This is a genomic window from Proteus sp. MB838, from assembly GCF_054767435.1.
Genome location: NZ_BAABMO010000022.1, coordinates 12811 through 28840 on the forward strand (window position 1 = coordinate 12811; position 16030 = coordinate 28840).

General features: G+C 37.6%; 12 protein-coding genes. 6 read left to right on the forward strand and 6 right to left on the reverse strand.

Annotated features, from left to right (window positions below; genetic code table 11):
- Positions 1-148: 148 nt before the first annotated feature.
- On the reverse strand, positions 149-2467 hold the full coding sequence (locus ACYUCW_RS10895; RefSeq protein ID WP_004242568.1) for a PqiB family protein: 2319 nt from the start codon (positions 2465-2467) through the stop codon (positions 149-151).
- The gene (locus ACYUCW_RS10900; RefSeq protein WP_004242569.1) at positions 2409-3665 is read right to left on the reverse strand and encodes a membrane integrity lipid transport subunit YebS; all 1257 of its coding nucleotides are present in this window, start codon (positions 3663-3665) and stop codon (positions 2409-2411) included. Before ACYUCW_RS10900 ends, ACYUCW_RS10895 begins: the two co-directional genes overlap by 59 nt.
- A gap of 277 nt (positions 3666-3942) precedes the next feature.
- Here ACYUCW_RS10900 and ACYUCW_RS10905 point away from each other — a divergent pair, with 277 nt between their 5' ends.
- The 5 genes from ACYUCW_RS10905 (at position 3943) to htpX (ending at position 10823) form a co-directional block, all read left to right on the forward strand.
- Complete coding sequence (locus ACYUCW_RS10905) at positions 3943-4440, forward strand: GAF domain-containing protein (protein ID WP_004242571.1); 498 nt, start codon at positions 3943-3945, stop codon at positions 4438-4440.
- A 95-nt stretch (positions 4441-4535) separates the two neighbouring features.
- The gene (gene proQ / locus ACYUCW_RS10910) at positions 4536-5228 is read left to right on the forward strand and encodes an RNA chaperone ProQ (protein ID WP_004242572.1); all 693 of its coding nucleotides are present in this window, start codon (positions 4536-4538) and stop codon (positions 5226-5228) included.
- 19 nt (positions 5229-5247) lie between these two features.
- Positions 5248-7308, forward strand: coding sequence for a carboxy terminal-processing peptidase (gene prc, locus ACYUCW_RS10915; protein ID WP_004242574.1), 2061 nt, complete (start codon positions 5248-5250; stop codon positions 7306-7308).
- 904 nt (positions 7309-8212) lie between these two features.
- On the forward strand, positions 8213-9565 hold the full coding sequence (locus ACYUCW_RS10920) for an OprD family outer membrane porin (RefSeq protein ID WP_004242576.1): 1353 nt from the start codon (positions 8213-8215) through the stop codon (positions 9563-9565).
- A gap of 379 nt (positions 9566-9944) precedes the next feature.
- Complete coding sequence (htpX, locus tag ACYUCW_RS10925) at positions 9945-10823, forward strand: protease HtpX (protein WP_004242578.1); 879 nt, start codon at positions 9945-9947, stop codon at positions 10821-10823.
- 102 nt (positions 10824-10925) lie between these two features.
- Here htpX and ACYUCW_RS10930 read toward each other — a convergent pair whose 3' ends face one another.
- The 4 genes from ACYUCW_RS10930 to hxpB all read right to left on the reverse strand — a co-directional run bounded on the left by ACYUCW_RS10930 (position 10926) and on the right by hxpB (position 15250).
- Positions 10926-11849: a hypothetical protein gene (locus tag ACYUCW_RS10930; RefSeq protein WP_036918224.1), complete on the reverse strand. Its 924-nt coding sequence runs from the start codon at positions 11847-11849 to the stop codon at positions 10926-10928.
- A gap of 275 nt (positions 11850-12124) precedes the next feature.
- Positions 12125-13516: an L-cystine transporter gene (locus ACYUCW_RS10935; protein WP_004242579.1), complete on the reverse strand. Its 1392-nt coding sequence runs from the start codon at positions 13514-13516 to the stop codon at positions 12125-12127.
- A 241-nt stretch (positions 13517-13757) separates the two neighbouring features.
- Positions 13758-14324 carry a metal-dependent hydrolase gene (locus tag ACYUCW_RS10940; protein ID WP_004242580.1) on the reverse strand — a complete coding sequence of 189 codons (567 nt, stop codon included), beginning with the start codon at positions 14322-14324 and terminating at the stop codon, positions 13758-13760.
- 257 nt (positions 14325-14581) lie between these two features.
- Positions 14582-15250 carry a hexitol phosphatase HxpB gene (hxpB, locus tag ACYUCW_RS10945; RefSeq protein ID WP_004242581.1) on the reverse strand — a complete coding sequence of 223 codons (669 nt, stop codon included), beginning with the start codon at positions 15248-15250 and terminating at the stop codon, positions 14582-14584.
- 200 nt (positions 15251-15450) lie between these two features.
- On the opposite strand from hxpB, the gene ACYUCW_RS10950 reads away from it, so the two are divergent.
- A complete protein-coding gene (locus ACYUCW_RS10950) occupies positions 15451-15990 on the forward strand; it encodes a YniB family protein (protein WP_460408586.1) in 540 nt (179 codons plus the stop codon).
- The last annotated feature ends 40 nt before the right edge of the window (positions 15991-16030 follow it).

A 16030-nucleotide genomic window follows, 5' to 3' on the forward strand; every position in this document is an offset into this window, starting at 1 on the left:
GCATGGTGAGCACTTTTTAATCGGACAGTTTTAAGCATAGTATAAATGGAAGTCATTTCCAAAGTATTTTTTAGCAATAAAAAAAACGGATCAAATTTTGTGATCCGTTTTAAATAAATGTGTTAAATAAAGTTGATGATATTACCGTTTATGGCTTAGGTATCGCAGTACCCCATTCATTCCACTCTTTTGGCTCTTTAGCATTGAGAATGAAATTCTGCTCTTGTTTTGCTTTAGCCTGGAGTGGGGTTGATGGCGGTGTAGCAAATGTAATGCCACCACGTATAAACTGCTTAAATGTACCGCTGCGGAATACTCCACCAGTTAAACCAAATGAGAAGTTATAACCTGATGAAAGCCAAAACTCTGTGTTATTACGTACCAGATATTGATATTTCTGACTAATTCTAATGTGGATCAATACTCTGTCAGACATATTACCTAATTCTAGTCCGGTTACCGCACCCACTTCTAAACCACGATAATAGATAGGTGTGCCAATTTGCACAGATCCTGCTTCAGTCGCATTCAATACAAGGTTAAGGCCGTCTAGATACCGAGAGTCGGTAATATTTGCCGTTTGTAATTCAAATATGCGGTATACGCCACCATTGCCTGGCTCTGCCTTGATATAAGGCTGAATAAGAGAATCTAAATTATCGAGGCCTGAAGCGGTTAACTCAGGGGTGACTACCGCAAATCGGCTTCCTGAGCGTGCAAAAGTTTTCACATATTCAGGGTAGAGTACCGCTGATACACTCACCGCTTTTTTATCTGCAGAAAGGGTTAGCGTTTCCACCTGACCGATATCAATACCTAGATAACGAATAGGCATTCCTTCAGAAAGTTTACTGGCATCGTAGGTTTTTAAAGTAATTTGAGCACCAATGGCTCTAGCACTCGTTTCGCTAGGATAAAGTTTATATCTTGAAACATTGTTATTAATATTTTCAAAGTTATCAAAGCTTATCGCGCCTTTTAAGGCACGGTTTAGCGGCGTTGCTTCTACCGTTAATCCCGCACCATTTAATGAAACCTTCGCAGCACCTTCAGTCCAGAACACACTCTTTTCAGTAAGCAGGTGACGATATTGCTTAGAAATATGGACATCAATATCAAATTCATCCATTAAAGGCCGTACATCGACGATTTCTCCAACTTGGAATTGGTGGTAAAGCACCACGGAACCTTTTTGAATCCCCGGTAGACTAGCTGCTTTAAGTGTCAAAGTGACAGGTAACTCATTGCCCTCAATACTTGCTTTAGCATAAAAATCATTGCGATAAAGGCGATATTGTTCTTTAGGGGCGCCTTGGCTACCCGGAATAAGGTGGATACCGCCTTCAAGCCACTCTTGAGGTGTGGCTCCTTGGATCTCAATACCATTTAAGCCCATATTGACGTTAATTCGGCTATTAGCGACAAATTTGCTGTTTTCGTAAATATAGTGTTTATATTCAGGTGCAATGATGGCATCGAAAATAACCCCATCATCACTGATGTTGCGCTGAATAATTTGTCCTATCGTAATGCCTCTAAATAGAATAGGTTGCCCGGCATCTACACCCCAGCTCTCTTCACTGGTTAATGAGATAATTAATCCATCTTCACCATATAAGGCTTTGCCTGCATCCACGGAAGTGGCAGACTGTAGCACAAATTGTTGATTTTCTTGGGCTGGGGGACTATTTTCCGGAGAATCAAAGGCAATAGCACCATTAATTAAAGCAGAAACACTTTCCATTTTAATAGAAGCACCACTCTTTAGATTAAAGTTGCCCTGAAAGCCGGATACATTCCAAAAATGACTATCTTGGCGGATCAGATGAGCATATTGTTTATCGATACTCAGCTCGATAAAAATACCTTGATTATCTGGACGTATGGCATAGCTGTAAACTTTACCGACCGGAACTTTGCGATAATAAACTTGAGAGTCGACATTAAGAGAGCCTAAATTATCCGCCGTTAAGGTGATAATTTGTTGGTTTTTATCAATGTTGGCTTTAGGACGAACCTCTTGAGCAACAAATTGAAACTGCTTTTCCCCATCTCCAGGAAGCATACTGATATAGTTGCCTCCCACTAAGGCATCTAATCCCGAAACACCAGAAAGACTGGCCTTTGGGGTAACAAGCCAAAATTGCGTATTTTTACGTAATGCATTAGCAAGGTTTTTTCGAATATCAGCGGTAACAATGACTCGGCGTAAATCATTACTGAGCGTCACGTCCTGTACAATACCTACATCAACACCTTGGTAACGGATAGGTGTTCTCCCTGAAACAATACCAGAGGCTGATTGAAAATCGATGGTGATTTGTACGCCTTTTTCTTGCCAGTGTTGGAAAAGCAACCAACTCGCAATAAAAATAGCGATAACAGGGAGTAACCAAAAAGTCGAAATTTTACGTTTGCGACGTATTTCGGCTTGGGTTGCCTGTGTGTTGTTTTCTTCTTGTTGCATAAGTATCCCATAATAAACGACTATCAAACCATTCAACGGCAAGGATAGTGAGAATGACAGCTGTACCAAAATAAAAAGCTGCAGGTCCCATAGTGAATGTCATTAACTGATCTCGATTAATTAATGACATCATCAGCGCAATCACAAACAGGTCGAGCATTGACCATCGGCCGATCCAAGAGACAAATCGATAAAGTTTCATGCGCAATAGAGGGTGAATACGTGAGTTAAAATGAATGCTCAATAGTAACCCCAGCATAATGATTATCTTAAAGAAAGGCACAAAGATACTGGCAATAAACACAATAATTGCAATAGGTGTATTACCTGAATTAATTAAAGAGAGAACACCAGAAAAAATAGTGTCTTCATTACGCTGGCCATTTAAATAAAAGATTGAGATAGGTAATAAATTTGCCGGTAATAGCAAGATCATCGCTGTAATGAGTGCTGCCCAGGTTTTTTGCAAACTCATTGGTTGACGAGCACTATAGCAAGATTTACATCTTGGGCAATGGCTCGAAGGTGGCTTTTTAAAATGGTAATGACATGCATGACAGGTTGCTGGACTCGTTTTTATCTCTTTTTGCGGATAAAACTGTTGCCATAGTTGATCCATATTAATGTTAATAAGCATTAATAGACTTAAAACCATTAAAGCTGAAAAAGCAACTAAGCCATGACCAATATAGATTGTGGCATAATCGCCTAGTTTTATGGTGGCAACACCAAGGCCAATTAAATAAACATCCAGCATTACCCATTCTTTTAGCTTACCTAACATTAATAGCACGGGACGTAAATTTAGATGTAAACGAGCCCCTAAATGGAGATATAAAATGGCAATGGGTAGACTAAGAGGAGCGGCAACGGCACAAAAGGCAACCATTGTTGCCGTTAATGGAGAGCCTTGTTGTGACATTAAGCGAATACCGTCAAGAACATTGGCTGATATCATGGTCCCTAATAAATGGATCTTGATAAGAGGTTGAGTAAAAGCGATAGACGCGAATATCAGCATGGTGATAGAAAGAATTAATAGCCGAGTTAATGACCAATCACGATAGGTCGCTAACTTGGCTTGACATTGTGGGCAATAGGCGTCTTCGCCGCGCTTGAGGTCTGTAGGAAGTGATACGAGGTGGTCACACTCCTGACAATGTATTGATTTGCTTTCTTTGGTGACTAAATCGCTCATTTATCCGCCTATTTGGTCTTTCTTCTCGCTTATCCTAGCTTAAGCCCAAAAAAAACCTCTATACTCAGTGGGTCACAAATTACCATTTTTATTATATTTACGCTTTTCATTTTACAATAATAAGTATCTGATTTTTTTTGTGCGCTTTTAGTGTGTATTATCGTTTTTTTGTAGACTTATTGAAAAGTCTGTATTCAACCTCAAGATAAAATAAGCTAAATTACAAGATATGTTATCTATTTTAGTTATGCTTTCGTTATGCAAATAGGATCTTCTGATGCCACAATTAAATTTTTATCAGGAACTCACTGATAATTTGTCAGCCTTGTTGTCTGGTGAAAATGACTTTATCGCATCACTTGCTAATACCAGTGCATTGATTTACGAGAAGTTAGACAAGATAAATTGGGTCGGATTTTATCTTAATGATGGTAACTCATTAGTTCTTGGTCCTTTCCAAGGTAAAGTGGCTTGTGTCAGGATTGGTTTTGGAAAAGGAGTCTGCGGAACGGCATTCTCAGAAAACAAAATTCTAAGAGTTAATGATGTGCACCAATTTAGTGGACACATTGCATGTGATAGTGCAAGTCAGTCTGAAATTGTTCTACCTTTAGAGGTAAATGGACAAATTATCGGCGTTCTCGATATCGATAGCCCTATTTTTGGTCGTTTTGATAAAAAAGATGAAAATGGGCTTAAAGCGTTGTGTGACGTGCTCTGCGAGCATTTAAAAACGTGTCATACCGCAAAATATTGTGAATTTTGTGTAAGATAACAGGCGTTTGCCGTAGAAATTGTTGACAACACTATTATAATGTCGCTTGTTCATGCCTGCGCTGGTTGGCAAAACCGTTGTAATCAGGAAATTTCATGGAAAATCAACCTAAGTTGAACAGTAGTAAAGAAATCATCGCTTTTTTAGCGGAACGTTTCCCTAAGTGTTTTATCGCTGAGGGTGAAGCACGCCCTTTGAAAGTCGGTATTTTTCAAGATCTCGTTGAGCATCTAAAAGATGAAACTCAGCTGAGTAAGACACAGTTACGTTCTGCCTTACGCTTGTATACCTCAAGTTGGCGCTACCTTTATGGTGTAAAAGAAGGGGCTAAACGTGTCGACTTGAATGGTAACGACTGCGGAGAGCTGGAAGCAGAGCATATTGCACATGCTCGTACACAATTAGCCGAAGCGAAAGCGCGCGTTCAAGCTCAACGAGCTGAGCAACGTGCTAAAAAGCGCGAAGCTGAAGGTGATAAGGAGACCAGTAAACGTCCGGCAGCGAAAAAGCCAAATCCTCGTCGTCAAGCACCTAAAGACGGTGAAAAACGACAGCCTCGCCCTCAAAAGCAAGCTAATCAAGCGCCTCGCAAAGCGCCACGCCAAAATACTGAAAAGTTAACCCCAGTCAAAGACATCTCAGTGCTTACTGTAGGTCAATCGCTGAAAGTTAACGTTGGAAGTAGCGTGATGGATGCGACAGTGCTAGAAATAGCGAAAGAGGGTGTACGTGTACAATTGCCTAACGGTTTGGCAATGAATGTACGCACGGAACATTTAAAGTTCTGATACGGAGGCCAACCAGAGCATGAACAAACTTTTAAATGTGGCTTTTGCTATCGGATTAGCGTTAACAGGCACTTCTGCTGTCATGGCTGATAAACCAGCCACGCCAGCCATGGTGACTATTAATCAATTACCGACATTAAAGCAAGAGCCACAACATTCCACAGTGAGTGAACGTGTCACCGCTCGTTTTGAACGTTCCCACTATCGTCAATTCTCGTTAGACGCGAGTTTTTCCGAAAAGATTTTTAATCGTTATCTTAATTTATTGGATTATAGCCATAACGTATTATTAGCGTCAGATATTGCCCAGTTTGATAAAGATAAAACTAAAGTGGGTGAATATTTAAAAACAGGTGAATTAGGTCCTTTATATGATCTGTTTAACCTTGCGCAAAAAAGACGTTTTGAGCGCTTTCAATATGCTTTAAATCGATTAAATCAACCTATCGATCTCACTGGACAAGATAAATTTCAGTTAGATAGAACCAAAGCGCCATGGCCGAAAACGCAAGCTGAATTAGATAAGCTTTGGGATGAAAAAGTAAAATACGACTGGCTAACACTTAAACTCTCTGACAAAACAGACAGTGAAATCAAAGAAACACTGACAAAACGTTATAAAGCTGCATTACGTCGCCAAACACAAAGCCAAAGTGAAGACGTATTCCAAATTATCATGACGGCTTTTGCGCGTGAAATTGATCCCCATACCAGTTATTTATCACCAAGAAATACGGAAGCCTTTGATTCAGAAATGAGCCTTTCATTAGAAGGGATTGGTGCCGTATTACAAATGGATGATGATTATCCGATGATTAATTCCATGGTAACGGGTGGACCGGCTGCTAAAAGTAAAGCGCTAAAAGTAGGTGATAAAATTATCGCTGTCGGTCAACATAATAAACCCATGGTTGATGTGGTTGGTTGGCGCTTAGATGACGTTGTCGCGTTAATCAAAGGTCCTAAAGGTAGTCAGGTTAAACTAGAAGTTATCTCTGATGAAAAAGGAGCGAAGCCAAGAACTATCACTTTAACAAGAGAACAGATCCGCCTAGAAGATAGAGCGGTCAAGTTAACCGAAAAAGTGATTAATGGTGATAAAATCGCTATTTTAGATATTCCTAGTTTCTATGTCGGCTTAACTAATGATGTTAAAACCCAACTACAAAAAGTGGCTAAAGACAATGTATCTGCTTTAGTTATTGATTTACGTGGAAATGGGGGCGGTGCATTAACGGAAGCTATTGCATTATCAGGTTTATTTATTCCAAGTGGTCCCGTCGTTCAAGTCCGTGATAATAATGGTCGAGTACGCCAAGATTATGATCGTGATGATGTTGTCTATTATAAAGGGCCACTAGTGGTTATCGTTAACCGCTTTAGTGCTTCTGCTTCTGAAATTTTTGCTGCTGCAATGCAAGATTATGGGCGCGCATTAATTGTCGGTGAGCAAACCTTTGGTAAAGGAACGGTGCAACAATATCGTTCATTGACACGAGTTTATGATCAGATGTTAAGTCCTGATTGGCCTAGTTTAGGTTCAGTTCAGTACACTATCCAAAAATTCTATCGTATTAATGGTGGAAGTACCCAATTAAAAGGGGTGACACCAGACTTGTTATTACCAAGCTTTGATAATTCAGAAATGGGGGAAAGCAATGAAGATAATGCTTTACCTTGGGACAGTATTCCACCGGCTAATTATAAGCTGTCTGAGTATTCAGAGAAAATAAAACAAGCACTACCTACATTGACGGATCAACATGCTAAACGTATCGCGAATGATAGAGAGTTTTCATATATTTTTGATGATATCAAGCGCTACAATGAAGCTAAAGCCAAAGGTGAAGATAAGTTTATTATTCTTAATTTTGCAGAGCGCGAAAAAGAGAATAAAGAGCTAGAAGCCATAAAATTACAGCGTATTAACCAACGTCTTAAGTTAGAGGGTAAGCCACCACTAAAATCACTTGATGATTTACCGAAGGATTATGAAGGCCCTGATCCTTACTTAGATGAAACGGCTAATATTGCGGATGATCTTGCAAAGGTATTAAAACCTAAGAAGTTATTAAATTAAGTTTTTCTACTTAAGAAAGTGATTCAAATTTACCCCCAATAGTTGATTAATCAATTATTGGGGGTTTTTATTTCCCTATATTTGTCTGAAAAAGTATCTGGTATCTAATACTTTATAATAATCTTAGTTATATCTTTAGTGAGAAAATCATCTCATACTATTATTTCGCTATTTTTCTTAGTAGTCATATTTAGTTACCAGTAACATAAGAATTCATTAAGATATTTAACTGCTTTTATATAAAAATATTCTTAATATCATGTAATCTAAGTTTTTATTTAAAATCTATTTGATGCTAGCTTTGAAAAATATAACCAAATGGAATACAAGGGGGTTTAGATAAAAAATCTTTTATAAGGTAAATAAAAACTAGATTTTTATCTATTAAATAAGATAAAAAAATAAATGCCTTATTAAATGTGATTAAATTCACATTTAATGGTTTACTTATTGCAATAAATGTAACATGTTGTGACAATGATCGCTCTAGTTGACATAAAATTACGATAGCATACAGATCATAAAATTTTGTATCATTCTGACATACTAAGGTAATAGTAACAGATTAAAAATCTCACCCAAATGCTAAGTGCAAAATCTCTTCTCATCGGCGCAGTTATATAAACGCTAGATGCGCTAATTTTAGAATAGATTTTCTCATTAAGGATTAATGACTAGAAGGTAAGTTATTTATAATTTGCTTAAGCATTTTATTGCTCAAAAAAGTAAATAACAATGTGGTGAGATGACTACCTAGCATTATTGATGCTAAAAAAATAGCGATTTGGCTTAAGTTTATACAATTTAAGCGAGCGTTACTTTTAGCTAAATATAAAAATAGTACTTTGTTTAACTTATTGAATATAAATAAATTTAAATAGTTATTAACCAGGTTGAATTTAAAATGAAACTAAAAAGAATGGTGTTGTTTATGTTTTCCCCTTGTTTTTTAGCTGTGAGCGCTGCTAATGCTGGGAATTGGGAAAATACAATTAAAGAAAGCTCATTTATTTCTGATTCTGAACTTGAGCTGACTACCATTAATATGTGGAAATACCTAAAAACAGAAAACCGTTTTGATAAACAAGAGCAACGTTATAGAAAACAAGTTGCTAATGCTTGGGGTCAAAACTTCCAAGCTGATTTCAGATCTGGCTATTTAGGTGGCATTCTAGGATTCGATGTTTCTTATTATGGTGGTATTAAATTAGGAGCAAGTAAAGACTTCGCTTCTCGTGCCATATTATATAATGATGATGGTGAAGCAAAAGGCTATAACAAAATTGGTCAACGTTTTGCAAAAGTGAGATTCGATTTAGATCCTGTTTTAATTAATGGTAAAGCGGGTTGGTTTACCTTGAAGAATACAGGTATTTTTACTAACTCACAGCGCTTATCATTAAACAGTTATAACGGCTATTACACTAATACGGCGATGGGTGATTGGAGTTTAGATTTGCTGTATCTCGACGGAAAAGTTATGCGTCGTGATAGCCCAAATATCGATAGAATGTATTTCAGTGATGGTAATGGTGTTAGACATAATATTGACCATGTTATTACTGGTGGAGTTAACTATAATTCCAAACCATTAAAAGTCTATTATTTCTATGGTCAGGCGGATGATGTATTCCGTCAACACGGTTTAGAAACAAAATATAAGTTAACATCAGACGTTACTCTAGGTGGTGTTGTTTATTACCACGATTATGGCAGTGAAGGAAAACGCACATTAACCAATGCTAATGCAGGTAAACGTAACTTTGATAAGGATGCATGGCACTTTGCTGGTACTATGGAATGGCGTATTCCTGAATCAGCGTGGACCATTCGTACGGGTGTGACTTATACCGATGCGAAAAAAGCCAATGGTGTTGGTCAATTTGCGCGTAACCCAATTGGGAATACTCGTGGACGCTTTAACTCACCAGCTTATGCAGATATTGACTATGTGCGTGATGGTGAAGTGATGGGTGCATTAGAAGCTGCATACAAAGTTAACAATGAGTTGTCTGTTGGTGCAAGGACTAACTATAGTGAATTTAGTTACTCCGGCGAAAGATTAAAACAAGGGCAGTTTGGCTTATTTAGCTACTGGAAGCCAACGGCTAATCTTTCTATTTCGTTAAGTGGCGGTATTGGTTGGCACCATCAACAAGAAAATGATTACACCACACCAAAACTGTATGATGGTCACTCACGACGTGCTCACTCATTATCAGGCTCTATGACAACGACATATCGTTTTAAAATGTAATTGTTTATAGGATAAGGGATAACAGAATTCATCCCTGTATAGGTGCATGGCTTGCCTGATGGTAAGCCATGTACAAAAATAGATAAAGCTGGCATCCTAACCTTTAATCTAACAAAACGTCTTCAATTAATTTATTTTGTTAAAATTTCATCACTAGGCATTTATTTTCGGGCCTATCTTGCCTAGACTGTTATTCCTCCTCTATGTGAAAATAATCTTCCATAATTTAGCTATTAATTACATTTTCTTTTATTAAAATGTAAAGTTATATCGTTTTTAGTAGCAAACAAGTTAAAAGACTTGATAAAATAAAAAAAAACCTTATTTATAAGATAGTTTTTGCAATGTGGTAATTAGATAAAATAGGAACAGTATCAATATGATGAGGATTGCCTTATTCCTGTTAACAAACTTAGCTGTCATGTTTGTGTTCGGGATCATCTTATCTTTAACAGGTATTCAAGGCCGCAGTGTTCAGGGTTTAATGATCATGGCTGGCCTATTTGGTTTTGGTGGTGCATTTGTTTCTTTACTTATGTCAAAATGGATGGCATTACGATCCGTTGGTGGTCAAGTGATTGAAAATCCAACCTCTGAAGTAGAACGTTGGTTACTTGATACTGTAAGACGTCAGTCTGAGCAAGTGGGGATTAAAATGCCTCAAGTTGCAATCTACGATGCACCAGATATTAATGCGTTTGCAACAGGAGCTCGTCGTGATGCTTCGCTGGTGGCGGTGAGTACCGGATTATTAGCCAGTATGAGCCGTGACGAAGCGGAAGCTGTTATTGCACACGAAATTAGCCATGTTGCCAACGGTGATATGGTAACGATGACCTTGTTACAAGGTGTTGTGAATACTTTCGTGATCTTTATCTCCCGTATCATTGCTCAATTTGTGGCGAATTTTATTTCGAGCGATGAAGAGAGTGAAAACAGTAACGGAAACCCATGGGTATACATGGGCGTTTCTATGGTGCTTGAAATTGTCTTTGGCATTTTGGCAAGTATCATTACGATGTGGTTCTCTCGCTACCGTGAATTCCATGCGGATGCAGGCTCTGCAAAACTGGTTGGCCGTGAGAAGATGATAGCGGCATTACAACGCTTAAAAACCAGCTATGAGCCACAAGAAGAAAGCAGTATGATGGCTTTCTGTATTAATGGCCGTAATAAGTCATTTAGTGAGTTATTTTTATCACACCCGCCATTAGATAAGCGTATTGAAGCACTACGTAGTGGCGAATATCTCAAATAAAAGAAACTATTAGCGATAAATAATTTTTAATTATCAGTTTACAAATGCCAGAGACAGAAATGTTTCTGGCATTTTTTATGTATAAAAATAATCAGTTAGAGATTAAATTTTATGCTCCATTGGCATCAAGGTGCCCGTTACCGCCCGATAAAGAAATACCATTCCTAAAGAGCCAAACGAAACGAACAATGAAGCAATCGGCAGTAAAGGCAATGCATCTCTAGGAAAAACGTATGCTAATAGTGGGAAAGCATAAACAGCAGGCACTCTCATCTTAAATATAGACAATAGTCCCCACATTAATGGCATACTCAGTAATGCGACAACAACCCAATGATTTATTATCAGGTATAAGGTAACGCCAATAGTTGCAGATAATGTGAGCACTATTGATTGTTTGATAACCATACGCCAAGAATACATTTTCATATGCAGTGATTCATAAATAACAACAGCAACGGGGGGCAAAACTGCCAAATGTGGATAATTAGCTAAAGAAGCAACAATAATACTTAAGCCAATAATTACTGCATATATTGCCATTAAATTAGGTTTAATTTGCGCTTCACGATTAGAATTAGTTTTTAATTTAGCAAATATCACAACAGCCATTAAAATAAACGTTGTGATAACAATCGAAAAAATAAAAGAAAACTCTGTCGCATTTGTTACGATAGGTAAAAAGCCAGTTGCTAATGCGGGTGCCAAGCTATATTTGAATATACTAAAAAATAGCAGCATACCCATAAGTACTAAAACAAGTTTAGCAATAAAGGGTAAAGTTAATAAATTAATACCAAAACCTAGCAGTGCGGTAACGGTTGGCCATAAAAATACCTTTTCAGGGTGCAACATCCAGTCTTGTTCACGGTAGACCCATAATGCAATAGCCATTGCCGCTATTTCAGGCAATACAATTTCGCGATCATTGCCTAAACTCGCGATAGCTATCATTGCCAGAATAAAAATAAATGCCCCTGAATAAGAATATATCGATTGGCGTCGAGTCAATGTAACATGTTGCATATCAAAGCCCTTAACTATCTTAGAAATCATTAACTATAAAAATGATTAGCTATTACCTTAGGGGAAGGTCAAGGAATAAAGTAGTTAAATATCTTAAGATTAGTGGTTATACCTAATATCAAATCATAAATATGTTCATTTAGTTGATGATTAAGTTATAGCTGGTATTACTTAATTTTAATAGAGCTTATAAACAAAAAGGATAGCTAGGCTATCCTTTTTAGATTGCTGACAAAGTCCTCACTTTTTGCTGAGGACTTTGATTTGTTAATCATTTATTTAACATTAAGTTCAGCTTCTTCTTCCTGATTAAAGATCTCTTTATCTGTTTGGCGCATCATTTGGCTAGTAATAGTACCTGCGGTCATAGAGCCACTGACATTTAATGCAGTACGACCCATATCGATAAGAGGCTCCACAGAAATCAGTAGGGCAACCAGTGTTACAGGTAATCCCATTGCTGGTAAAACGATCAGGGCTGCAAAGGTTGCACCACCACCGACACCCGCAACACCTGCTGAGCTAATGGTTACGATACCTACCAAAGTGGCAATCCAAAGAGGATCGAAAGGATTAATACCGACTGTTGGTGCCACCATAACGGCTAACATAGCAGGATAAATACCGGCACAACCATTCTGACCAATTGTCGCACCAAAAGACGATGAGAAACTGGCAATCGATTCAGGAACACCAATGCGACGAGTTTGTGTTTCGATATTTAATGGAATACTGGCTGCACTCGAACGACTTGTAAATGCAAATGCTAATAATGGTCCTGCTTTTTTGAAGAATTTAATTGGGCTTAAGCCAGTAAATCCAACTAATAAACCATGAACGACAAACATTAAGCCCAGCGCAACATAAGAGGCAACAACGAAGCTACCGAGTTGAATAATGTCATGCAGATTGGAGCTTGCCACAACTTTAGTCATCAGTGCCATTACACCGTAAGGTGTTAATGCCATAACGATACGGACTAACTTCATGATCCACGCTTGTAAGCTATCAATCGCTGCTAATACTTTTTCACCGCGAGGTTTATCTTCTTTAAGCAGTTTTATTGCAGCCATTCCTAGGAATACCGCAAAGATAACTACACTAATAATCGAGGTTGAGCTTGCACCAGTTAAATCGGCAAATGGATTTTTAGGAATAAAAGATAAAATTAATTGAGGTACAGTTAAGTCAGACACTTTACCTATATAATTATGTTGAATAGCGGCTAAACGCTGCGCTTCCTGTTCCCCTTGAACAAGACCTTCAGCTGTTAAACCAAAGATATTGGCTATAACAATACCGATAAGAGCAGCAATTGCCGTTGTAAATAGAAGTGTACCAATGGTTAGTGCACTAATTTTTCCCAATGATGATGCTTGGTGTAAACGTGATACTGCACTTAAAATAGAAGCAAATACCAATGGCATAATGATCATTTGTAATAGTTGTACATAACCGTTACCAACGATGTTAAACCAAAGGATAGATTCTTTAATAATAGGATCGTGTGCGTCATAGAATGCATGTAACGCCAGCCCAAACACCACCCCAAAGACCAAACCGACAAGAACTTTCTTTGACAGGCTCCACTGACGTTGGCTTAATTTAGCCAAGATGAGTAATAGCACAACAAAGACGAGTACGTTAATAATTAACGGAAAATTCATCTTAACTCTCCAACGAGATTTTTATATATAAATTTGGCGATTGTATGCGATATGAGTTCTTAGGTAATAAGAAAGGATATAACAGCATCAACTCGCTATATGGTAACAGTATTGTTAATAACTTTTTATAATCAATTATTCTTTTATATAGTCGTTTAGTTATAAAAACAAGGAAGATTGGTATAAAAAAGACTAATTAACTATAAATAGATAGAGGAAAGTAGAGAACTGTCAAGGAGAGTTAAAAAGGTGTACGTTTATCGTGGTACATTTGTAACCAGTGATTTATTTGTGTGGGAAGAGAAAAAGTTAGGTGTGGGGGCAGAAATAGTGCACCAACTAAGATGATGACAGAAATAAATCGTTCTCCTTTTTTGCTATTTTTTTTCGCTAAAATCGGTAAGGCAAAACGCATTTTTAGTGGCCATAAAAAAGGTACACCTGATGGTGTTAGCATATCTGCCAGTAGGTGACTTAAGTAACCTAGCAAAAGGGCGTGAAAAAAATCAGCCGAAATCGTGATATAAGGCGCAACTTGTGTTTCCCATAAAATGGCTAAACCACAAAAGGCGAGTAGGCTATGTGTGAAGCCACGATGACCACAGAGTTTTGATAGCGGTAATGAGATTATCCGAAAGAGGCGTCCTAATATAGAGCCTGGATGATCTAAATCTGGTAGTAGTGAACCTAATAAGACAGCAGGGATCATGTGAAACCAATCACCTTGAGCAAGAACGGGGGTTATTTCTAATTTCTGTGCTAAGACGAGTGTTGCAACAGAAAAAAGTAAATGTCCTTCGGCTGTCATTCCTTATCTATGCCTATACGCGGTTTTTACCGCTTGCTGTTCATTTATACAGTGCTTAAGTATAAAAGGTTTTTACAGCAACTAACAGACATAAAAGATAAAAATTGCCTTAATTATTAAGCAATAACAGAAATATTTTATTCGGATGTGTTAAAAATAACCAAATTTTAGATAAGGGATGAGAATTAATATAGAAAAAGGATATCGACAATAAATGATACCCTTTTATAAATTTTTATAGGCTATAACTAAAGTCGTTAGCCTAATAATTGAGATTTGGTTAATTCGTTGAGAGAGGCAATTTTAACATCGGCTAATCCCCAACATTTGTCATTAAACTGCTCCGCTGCAGGCACAACAATTGAGCGCATTCTTGCAGCTTTGCAAGCAATCATACCATTGCGTGAGTCCTCTAAAGAGACACAATTAATGGGTGCGACATTAAGTGCCTTAGCAGCATTGAGATAGACTTCTGGGTGAGGTTTACTGTGCGCTAAATCAGCTGCAGAGACAACAGCAGAGAAGTAATGACGAATATTAAATAACTCAAGTACACGCTCTAGCATAAAATGCGGTGATGCTGAGGCTAAGGCTATCTTTAAACCTAATGATTGACATAAAGATAGGGCATGTTCAACACCAGGGAGCAACGGTTTTTTATCTTCAATAAGTTGTACAACGCGAGCAATCATTCTCTCTTTAGCTTCTTGTTGTGTTACGCCTTGCCAAGGTGATACTTGATACCAAAGTTCGATAACTTGATCTATTCTTAAGCCGACGGTGTCGGGCATGCTGTCAGCAAGTGATAAATCGACACCTAATTGTGCAAAGACCTCATGTTCTGCTTGTGCCCAAAACGGCTCTGAGTCGATTAGCAAACCATCCATATCAAAAATAGCGGCTTCAATGGGCAATTTAAAAGACATGTTTACTCTCCATAATAAGGTCTATGTTGATGAAAAATGATTGTAGCAAGAGTTGATTGGAAAATCTTTTTTAATCAGTTTCTTATTTCTTTTAAAAAATAAATAGAGAAAATGATAGCTATTAAATTATTGACATATTAGCCGTTAATTAGATTAGGATATTTAGGTGCATATTGCCGAATTCTATGAGTGAGGACAAAATGAGTTATCAACATGCAGGAATATATGCCATTGTAAAACGTGTTATTGGTTGGCTTATTTTTATTCCTGCCTTTATTTCAACGACAGTTTCGTTGATTGAGTTAGCTGCGATCCCAAGAGCAAATGGCGAGGGTGTTAATGCTGTAATTAATGATTTTTTTCGAGTATTAGCAGAAATGGTAAAATTTAACACCCCGTGGCTAGACTTTTTTTGGCGTCATTCTCCAGTACCCAACACTCAAATAGGTTTTAGCCAACAGAATATTATCTTCTTTGTGATCTTCTTTTTAATGTTTATTGGCTTAGCACTGAGTGCATCAGGGTTAAGAATGTATCGCCAAGTGAAATATTTAAAAGAAAATATTCAAGATCAACTAATTATTGAACGAGCACTAAAAAGTGGTATTACAGCGCAAGAGCTAGAGCAGAATATAAAATTGCCAAGACATACACTATTTACTCAAGTCATGGTGCTGTATATTTCACCTATTATTGTGATCGCAATTGGTTATTTTCTGCTGAAATTTTTAGGCTGGTAGTTATCTATCACATTGACTTAATTAAAATAAACCTCGCTGG

Excerpts from the sequence above, each read along its gene's own strand:
- ACYUCW_RS10895 (WP_004242568.1), bottom strand. The coding sequence starts at position 2,467 with ATGCAACAAGAAGAAAACAACACACAGGCAACCCAAGCCGAAATACGT.
- ACYUCW_RS10900 (WP_004242569.1), bottom strand. The coding sequence starts at position 3,665 with ATGAGCGATTTAGTCACCAAAGAAAGCAAATCAATACATTGTCAGGAG.
- ACYUCW_RS10905 (WP_004242571.1), top strand. The coding sequence starts at position 3,943 with ATGCCACAATTAAATTTTTATCAGGAACTCACTGATAATTTGTCAGCC.
- proQ (WP_004242572.1), top strand. The coding sequence starts at position 4,536 with ATGGAAAATCAACCTAAGTTGAACAGTAGTAAAGAAATCATCGCTTTT.
- prc (WP_004242574.1), top strand. The coding sequence starts at position 5,248 with ATGAACAAACTTTTAAATGTGGCTTTTGCTATCGGATTAGCGTTAACA.
- ACYUCW_RS10920 (WP_004242576.1), top strand. The coding sequence starts at position 8,213 with ATGAAACTAAAAAGAATGGTGTTGTTTATGTTTTCCCCTTGTTTTTTA.
- htpX (WP_004242578.1), top strand. The coding sequence starts at position 9,945 with ATGATGAGGATTGCCTTATTCCTGTTAACAAACTTAGCTGTCATGTTT.
- ACYUCW_RS10930 (WP_036918224.1), bottom strand. The coding sequence starts at position 11,849 with ATGCAACATGTTACATTGACTCGACGCCAATCGATATATTCTTATTCA.
- ACYUCW_RS10935 (WP_004242579.1), bottom strand. The coding sequence starts at position 13,516 with ATGAATTTTCCGTTAATTATTAACGTACTCGTCTTTGTTGTGCTATTA.
- ACYUCW_RS10940 (WP_004242580.1), bottom strand. The coding sequence starts at position 14,324 with ATGACAGCCGAAGGACATTTACTTTTTTCTGTTGCAACACTCGTCTTA.
- hxpB (WP_004242581.1), bottom strand. The coding sequence starts at position 15,250 with ATGTCTTTTAAATTGCCCATTGAAGCCGCTATTTTTGATATGGATGGT.
- ACYUCW_RS10950 (WP_460408586.1), top strand. The coding sequence starts at position 15,451 with ATGAGTTATCAACATGCAGGAATATATGCCATTGTAAAACGTGTTATT.